Raw genomic sequence first — 8,014 nt, forward strand, 5'->3', positions numbered from 1 at the left:
CGCAGACGTCTGCGCGCGCTTGCTGTCGAAGCTCGATGCGCCCGGCGGCCGGACGAACGCGCGTGCGCGCGGCGCCTGCCACGGCAGCGGGCCGGCGTCCAGACGGGGGTGAGCGAGGTGATACGATCTTCTTAGCTCTACTTATTGAGCGACCCACGCCTCGTGACACCTACAATTATTGCTCCCTGCGTGACAGGCTTGGACTCGCGGACTCCCCCTGGCTTAAATCACCCCCGTCCCCTGACTTTTCACCGGCCCGACGTCTACTCGAAACGTATCCAACAATTGGTCTGAGCTTCGTGGTTCGCCTTCTCGACTTCGTTACCGAGCGTTGGGTAGAGGGATGGAGAATAGACAGCGAGCGCGCTCGATTCGTCGCGCCCTCGGAAGAGCTCGATGCTCCGCTCAAGCGCGACTCGGACGGACCTCGGATCGCACTATTTGTCGGCAACAGAACCAAATACTACCTTGGCGACCGTCGTGTATTTGAGTGGAGTGTTGGGCACGCAAATACCCCCTGTTGGGCCAGCGCTGCATTGATGACCCTTGAGGGATGGCTCTACGATAGGGATATGCGTGGAGATCTGAATCGGACGGCGTTGGCGTACCTACTTGAGAGTAGTAATTCCGCGGCCATCGTTGGCGTGCTGCTAAGCGTGGCGCTCAAGAACCCCTCTTTACTCGGTGGACCCCTTGAGCCATTGGTTGGCTGTCCGGATCTGTACCGCTGGGCTCACGAACGCTCCAGTCCCAGGGGGAAGAATGATCGCGACGCGGCCATGATCGCATGGCAGGGCCAATCGGAATCGGCTTGGAGGAGGGCGAAGGAGTGGCATGACATGCCACATAGGTATGTCGACTTTTTTGCGGTCGTACTGGAGTTGTTTCAGTCGCGTGAGCTAGATTGGCCATTCTTGGAGGCCGCGCGTCAGGACTGGATTCGCTTATTGCCGAGCGTTAGCGATCCGGTCGACGCGAGGGCACTCGCATTCCATATTGCTTACTTCGATGCAGGGAACTGGAAATGGACTGGAGACGGGACGCAGGCCCAGTGGGAGTTCCGGCCGCCGCAGGACGTGCAGGATTTGGCGATAAGTGAAATGCAGGAAACACAGCAGGCTGCGCCCCGGTGGCAGCGGGCGGCGGCGATAAAATACTGCCGGCACGTGTTGGATGGGGCTGCCGAGGTTTCCGCGCACGATCTGCGCCCTCTGCTGGAGTATGCGGCGGGGGCCGAGGCGTCCCCCCACGCCGATGGGCCTGATGATGAGGAATGGCTAACGGGTGACATGTACACGGTTCGGTGCGCTGTTGCAGCGGTGGCGCTCGTCAAAATGCCATCCTGGTTAGAGGAGCACCCTCCCTGGAAGGCTCGATGTAAAGAATGGATACTTTCGGCCTGTTCCAAGCATGCGTCGTTCAGCATGTTAGAGCACCCTTTCCCCAGTCCGATCGGATCGTGGGATCGATTCTGCGCACATGCGATCGGCGCGCTGTGGAGTAGCGCGCCAGAGGATCACGAGTGCCGCTCTGCTGTGGCTATTTTGGTCGGTGCGAGTTATCACCATGCAAATCATCATCTCGCCGGCGACGCTAAGTACGATTATCGAAGCCGGATGTTTGTAGAATTGGCGTCGTTTCGTCGACGGCTTGGCGATGATTTCTCCCGGTTACTGCACCTCGCCGTACTGTTCGCACGCTTGCGCCATATTGGATGGGCAGGTCCTCCCGATACATCCCCCAACGTTGATGGTGCGTTCAGCCACTTCGCCAATGCTTTCGTGCGGGGAACCTTGCCGCTGTTGCCAGAGGATTGGCCGCGTCTCGCTATTGAGTGGCCTGCGAAATTGCGACGACCAAGGAAGTGGCCGGACTGGGTGCAAGCGCAAGGTTGGGATCAAGGCTTTGATTTGGCCGCTCTCGTATCCGCTATGGCATGGTTGCCCAGCGAGGCTGGCAATCTGAAGGCCAGGGATCGTAAATTCGTTGTCGACACGATGGGACGGCTTGATGACGTGATCCTGCGGGATTTAGGAGAGGACCAGGAGGACACACCCGAGCAACCCGAGATGAGGAGCACGCGGTTGCGACCTCAGGGCTCTGATGTCGACGATCGAGGCCATAAAGGGTGGTTCGGCCGAGCACGAACTGCCTTCAAGGAGGTTATGTCCAGGGATACAAAACCTCGCGGCCTCGCGCCTTCCCGGCAAAAATCTCGAACGACGCCCCTGCCCATCGAGGATACAATCGCTCGCTGGTGCGCCGCCTATGTCGTTCGCGAGCCCGATCCGGCCGTGAGGAGGCGGTTGTGGGAGCCGTGGCTCTCACGTCCTCCTACGAGATATTATTGGGCGGAATCCTTCGTCAGCAACCTGTGTCTCGAAGGTTTTGCTGAGGTTCCTGCTACCGCGAGCTTCGTCGACGCGTGGAAGGAAATTTTCAAATACGCGATACGCGAGGGCCGATGGCTGGACCGAGAAGCGGAAGGATTCAGCAGCATAAGTGTTGCCAGGGCCTTTCTTCGGCCTCACGGCATCCAGTTCGGCCAAGCTTGGACCGCCGAGCGCTCGCAGGTAGCATCGGTCCTTTTGCCATACTGGGAGCGGTGGGCTGCATTAGCCATGGAGCATTCCTGGTGTGCCAAGGACTTTCTCTGGATGCTTCAGGCCCCGGCCTTCAAGGTGGCGCGTCGCGATGGGCTTCGGTGGGTAGCGACTTCTAAACTGGCGCAATGGATCGAAGATGACCGGGCACAAGAGGCCCTCGTCTTTCTCCTCCAGCAGGTCGAGATAGACCGTGGGGATGGGCTTGAGCTGCGGGACGACCAGCGTAAGGCATTTATGATGCTCCTCGATCGCCTTGTTGCCATGCAAAACCGCGAAGCCATTGAGCTAGCCCGCCGAATACGCCCTTCTTTATAGGGGGCAGATTGCGTAGCGCCGGTCCTACGATAGCACCGGCGATATGCAATCAGGTGGGTCAGCAGCAGCAGGCCAAGTCGCGACTCACTCCTTCGATCCACCCCGTCGAACTGTCTCCTGTGGTGTCCTGGATAGCCACCCCGTCCCACCACAAACGGCACACTCCTCACTCTCTGCATCGCAGGCCGCACACACCTCCCGCGGTATCAACGTATCTCTCACCTGCTCGATCATCACGCCGAGCTGCTTCACGATCGCCACCATCGCCGGAGCCGCCTTCGCAATATCGCGACCGGGGCCCTTAGCCCAGCCATTGGCAACCGAGACAAAGAGCGCGTGGCTCGCCTTGAGATGGCGCAATCCCTCTTCGAGCTCTGGTCGGTCTTGGAAGATGGGCGGCGCCCCTGCCGGAGGCGCATCCCCGCCGGCAGGAAGTGGCTTTGACGATTCGGTCTCGGCCGCCGCCGCATCAGCCTTCGGTGTTTTCTTTTTCCTTGGCGTCGCCAGCCGTTTCGCCAGCTCCTCATCGACACGCCGCTGCGCTTCTTCCAGCTTGGCCTGGTCGGTAGCGGTCACCGTCCCGGCCTCGTAGGCCTTCACAGCCTCGCGGATCCCCGGTTCGCGTTGCACGCTGCGGATGATCGCGGCCGCCGGGTTTTCCTTGAGCTTCCGCGCGTCAACCGCTTCGCGCAAGGCCTCCGTCGATAAGGGCGAGAAGAAACACGTCTGCCGTGCCGTGATGGTGCTCGGCGAGTCGCCCACCTCGGCCGCAACCTTGGCACGGGTCGTTTGCGGTCCGCCGGGTGCTGACGCCGGTGCCCCGTCACCTTGGTTATTTTTAACCGAGGTCTTCAGGTCGGTGCGCCTCCCCTTTCCGACGGTGTGAAGCCCTGCCAACCGCTTCTCGAGGTCGGCCTTCTGCTTGGGCGAGAGCTTGCGTCCGTGCAGGTCGGCGAGGTTGTCGCGCAGGAAGATTTCGTACTCCTCGTCTGCCGTGAGGCCATCGTGGACCACGACCGGTACTTCTCGCAGATTCGCGTCGATCGCGGCGCGGCGGCGGCGGTGACCACCGAGTACGGTGCCCGGCGCGCTCGCGCAGTTCTCCCCTGTCACGACGAGCGGCCTCGTGATGCCGTGATCTCGTACGTCCTGGACAAGCTCACGGAAGCGCGCGTCGTTCTCGGAGGCGAGCGGAAAGATCTCGTTGTTTCGCCAGTACTGCCCGAGCTTCCTCGGATCCAGGACGTCTGTGCGAAATCGCCTTTTTCCGAGGCAGCTCGGGATCGGCGGAGCAGACGGAGGAGGGGCAGGAGCGGGGGGTACGGCTACGCCCGTGGGGGACGTCGGCCCCGGCACGTGCCCTGAGAGGGTTGCGTAAAACTCTGGGTCTCGTCGTGCAATAGCGGGCAGCAGCGCGCGCGTGGCGTCCATCCAAGCGCGTTCCGCTCCCTGGCGAGCCTCCATCGACGGGTCGTGGTGACTTGCATTGTACTGGTTATGAGCCTCGTCGAACACCTTCACCAGTGCGTTTTCATCGTCCGTTCCTTGCTCCCGAAGGGTGCCCATCACCTTCGAGACGCAAACCGCGATTGCGGTCCCTACATCGATTGCTACGGACGCCATTGTAACGGCGGGGCTGGCAGGCAGAGCCGCTACCATAGGCTGTCTGGCGGCTGCGAGGACCGCAACAGGAAGCCGCCCTTGCTCGACGAGGAGGGGGACCTCCCACAGCAATGCTTGGCGCTTCTCTTCTATGTCAAGCAGACGGGACTCGATCTCCGCGGCGTCGATGTCCCCGTAGAACAACTCGAGCTCGGCGACTGCTACCAAGAATGCATCGATACACACCCTCTCTCCCACTGGAACGTGGTCGAGCTTGCCCTCGAGTTCGGCACGGATGGCCAGATAGCTATCGTATGACAGGTGCTTCATCACGCACTCACCTTCGCCGGGTGGCGAGCGAAGGCGCCTGTCTCCGCAGAGGCGGGTACCTCGGGAACCTGGGGCTGCGTGCGACCGTCCTTGGACGGAACCAACCGTTGCCGGAGCCACCGCTCGAGATCCTTGCGTTGGAACCGCACGAGACGCGCGCCCAGCCGGATATGGGGGATCTGCCGGCGAGCTACCATCGACCTCAGCGTGCCGCGTGCTAGGCCGGTCAGCTCAGCCGCGCCCGCGTAGTCGAGCATGTCATCCATGGGGGTACCTCCTCGGGCCGAACCACCGGCCCGGTTGGCCCACGTTTCCCACGTTGCGGGCGCTGGTCTCCTGCAACGGCAAGGTGGTAGGTTGCGGGGGCGAGGAAGGCCGGGACCCCATGAGCGAGCAAGGCGACACATCAACCGGGACGTATGCGGCCAGTGCTGAGCGAAGCCCTCAACCCGCAGGGCGTCCCCCGGAAGGCGTGCACCGCGAAGAAGCTCAACCGCTCACGCCGAGCACCGTCGCAGAGGCCGTGGTGGAGTTGATTCGCCTGGCGATCGAGCACGAGCAGAGGTTTCACGCGGATCCGAGCATTGTACCCCACGATCGCGATGCGCAGCTCGAGGTTCACACCATCTTTGATACCAACACCCATTTACAAAAGGTCGTCAACGTCCTTCTGAAGTATCGGGATACGCGTCAAAGCAAGGTGATTGCACTCCGAGCGGCCCGTGCTGCGCAGCGGGTGAGCGCCTTCGTCAACCAGAAAGAGGATGAATGGCAGAATCTGCGGATCGCGCGCCAGAGAGAGGGGCTACCTGACACGGGTCACGCCTTCAATGCGAGCTTCCGCCAACAGATAGAGTCGTTCATCAAGGACGCTTGTGCAATGGCCGAGTTGCCCGTCGATTCGGACCAGTGCGATACAATCTTGGCCGCTGCGCTCGACCCCGTAAGCATCGAGGGAACGAAGGGCCGGTTCGAGCGCATCGTAACCGCGATGCATCAACTGCGTATCACGCCCGTGAAGGCGCGCACGAGCCAGTCTCTTCTCAGCTTGCTCGAAGGCCGCGAGCAAAGCAGCGGCCTGATGCGGTACCCCGAAGAGGCGGAGCTCGTGCATGACTATGACCCCTTGTTCACAGTCTACCTGCTGGAATACCTGGTCCGGCACGCGGAGAAAGGCATGCACGGGTTCTTCGGCGACGCGTTCAAGGAGCTCGACCAAGAGTCTCGGCGCGTAGAGGTCGCATCCTGGCTCCGCAAAATAGCGGACGAGCTGACCGCCCCTCGTGCCGTACAATCGCCATCCTCGAGCGCCAGCTGAAGCTCCTGCAACAGACCCCGCGCCCTTTGCAGGACCCGCTGCCCCACGCAGCGCTACGCCCTCTGCATGGGCAACGACGACCCCACATCCCACGACGCACCTTCTGCCGGGACCACGCCGCCCGTCCAGCGGTCACACGTCGCCCCGGCCGGCACCGAAGGCGAGCCCACCCCCGCCCCCGCCCTCCCTGCTGTCCTCACCGCGGACGAACTCGCCGCCCTCCTCCGCGTCGATCGCAAGACCGTCTACAACCTGATCACGCGCGGCGACATCCCCGGCGTACGTCGCCTCGGTAAAACCATCCGGATTTCCCGCGACGCAGTGCTACGCTGGCTCTCCGAGGGTCAAGGTCGCGTCTCGCGCTCGAGAGGTTCACGATGAGCGTGAGACGTAGAAAATGGCGCGATCCGGAGACGGGCGTGACCAAGGAATGCTGGATGATCGACGTGGTGGTGGAGCACAAGGACGGCCGGCGGGAACGGGTGCGGAAGGTCGCCCCGGTCCAGAACAAGCGGGCCGCCGAGCAGTACGAGCGTGAGCTGCGCGCCGAGCTGGTCAATGGCTCCCCCAAGGTCGAGAAGGAGGTGGTGGAGGAGGCCCCGCGGTTCGAGACATTCGGCGCGGAGTTTCTGTCGACGTACGCAAAAAACAACAATAAGCCGAGCGAGGTACGGTCGAAGGAAGCAATCCTCCGGGTGCATCTCATGCCTGCATTCGGCAAATTGCGCCTCGATGCAATCGGGCCGAAGGAGGTCGAGACCTACAAGGCCCGAAAGCTCACGGAGGGTTTGTCACCGAAATCGGTGAACAATCACCTCACGGTCCTGCGCCGGGTGCTCGCGCTGGCCGTCGAATGGGGCAAGCTCCGGACCGTGCCCGTCATTCGCTGGCTCCGCGTCCCGGAACAGCCCTTCGACTTCCTGAGCTTCGAGGAGGCAGCCCGGCTCACCAGTGCAGCGGACTCATCGTTATGGCACACGATGATCGTCGTGGGCCTGCGGACGGGGCTGCGGCAGGGCGAGCTCCTCGCGCTTCGGTGGGAGGACGTCGACCTCGCCGCGGGGCGGCTCTTCGTTCGGCGCTCCGTCGTCGATGGGATCGTCGGAACCCCGAAGAACGGAAAGGGCAGGGAAGTGCCGCTCGGGGAGGAGGTGCTCCGCATCCTCAAGGCATTCCGTCACCTGCGCGGACCGCTCGTCTTCTGCGCAGAGAACGGCCGGATGCTGAAGAAGGGCGAGTGCAAGCACCCGCTTTGGCGAGCGTGCCGTCGCGCCGACCTACGTCGGATCGGCTGGCACGTGCTCCGTCACACCTTCGCGAGCCACCTCGCCATGAAGGGGGTCGCCCTCAAGGCGATCCAGGAGCTCCTCGGCCACGCGACGATCGAGATGACGATGCGCTACGCGCACCTGTCCCCGGACGTCCGTCGTGGTGCCGTCAAACTCCTCGACGGTCCTTCCACGCCCGACGAGGGCGCCGTGCAAGCTCACGGCACATACACGGCACATGAGCGGAGGTCGAAGCAAAAGTAGCGAGGTTTCCCGAAGAAATTGAGTGGAGGCGCCGGGAATCGAACCCGGGTCCGCAAGGCCTACAGTTCACCTTCGTTCACGTGCGTAGTCGCCGTATCCCCTGCGACTGGGTCCGCGGATTCGGCCGCGACCTATCCCTCGCTGATCTCGACCGCGCTATCGAGGGCATCCTCGCTTGGTCCAGCCCTAGTTCCTCGACACAGGGGTCTTGACTGTTTCACGCTGCGACGGGCAGCGCGGGATGCGCTGGCTGTGGGTATGCGTGCCCCATCTTCTTGCGAGCGTGCTGGACACTGAACCTCCAGCGGATT

General features: G+C 62.5%; 6 protein-coding genes. 4 read left to right on the plus strand and 2 right to left on the minus strand.

Annotated elements, in window-relative coordinates; translation table 11 throughout:
* The first annotated feature begins 914 nt into the window (after nt 1-914).
* Complete coding sequence (locus tag E8A74_RS51270; protein WP_136936523.1) at nt 915-2,921, plus strand: hypothetical protein; 2,007 nt, start codon at nt 915-917, stop codon at nt 2,919-2,921.
* 84 nt (nt 2,922-3,005) lie between these two features.
* On the opposite strand, the gene E8A74_RS51275 is transcribed toward E8A74_RS51270, so the two are convergent.
* Together E8A74_RS51275 and E8A74_RS51280 are read right to left on the minus strand one after the other, a co-directional pair.
* A complete protein-coding gene (locus E8A74_RS51275; protein ID WP_136936524.1) occupies nt 3,006-4,853 on the minus strand; it encodes a ParB/RepB/Spo0J family partition protein in 1,848 nt (615 codons plus the stop codon).
* The gene (locus E8A74_RS51280; RefSeq protein WP_170230023.1) at nt 4,853-5,119 is read right to left on the minus strand and encodes a helix-turn-helix transcriptional regulator; all 267 of its coding nucleotides are present in this window, start codon (nt 5,117-5,119) and stop codon (nt 4,853-4,855) included. Before E8A74_RS51280 ends, E8A74_RS51275 begins: the two co-directional genes overlap by 1 nt.
* 119 nt (nt 5,120-5,238) lie before the next feature.
* On the opposite strand from E8A74_RS51280, the gene E8A74_RS51285 reads away from it, so the two are divergent.
* From E8A74_RS51285 to E8A74_RS51295, 3 genes are all read left to right on the plus strand, one after another.
* Nucleotides 5,239-6,171, plus strand: a complete 933-nt coding sequence (locus tag E8A74_RS51285; RefSeq protein ID WP_136936526.1) for a hypothetical protein — start codon at nt 5,239-5,241, stop codon at nt 6,169-6,171.
* Nucleotides 6,172-6,237: 66 nt separating this feature from the next.
* On the plus strand, nt 6,238-6,552 hold the full coding sequence (locus E8A74_RS55875) for a helix-turn-helix domain-containing protein (RefSeq protein WP_136936527.1): 315 nt from the start codon (nt 6,238-6,240) through the stop codon (nt 6,550-6,552).
* Nucleotides 6,549-7,703 (plus strand): tyrosine-type recombinase/integrase, encoded by a 1,155-nt coding sequence (locus tag E8A74_RS51295; RefSeq protein WP_136936528.1) that lies wholly within the window; start codon nt 6,549-6,551, stop codon nt 7,701-7,703. The genes E8A74_RS55875 and E8A74_RS51295 overlap by 4 nt, the downstream gene beginning before the upstream one ends.
* Nucleotides 7,704-8,014 lie beyond the last annotated feature (311 nt).

This window comes from Polyangium fumosum, from assembly GCF_005144585.1.
Taxonomy (GTDB): Bacteria; Myxococcota_A; Polyangia; order Polyangiales; family Polyangiaceae; genus Polyangium; species Polyangium fumosum.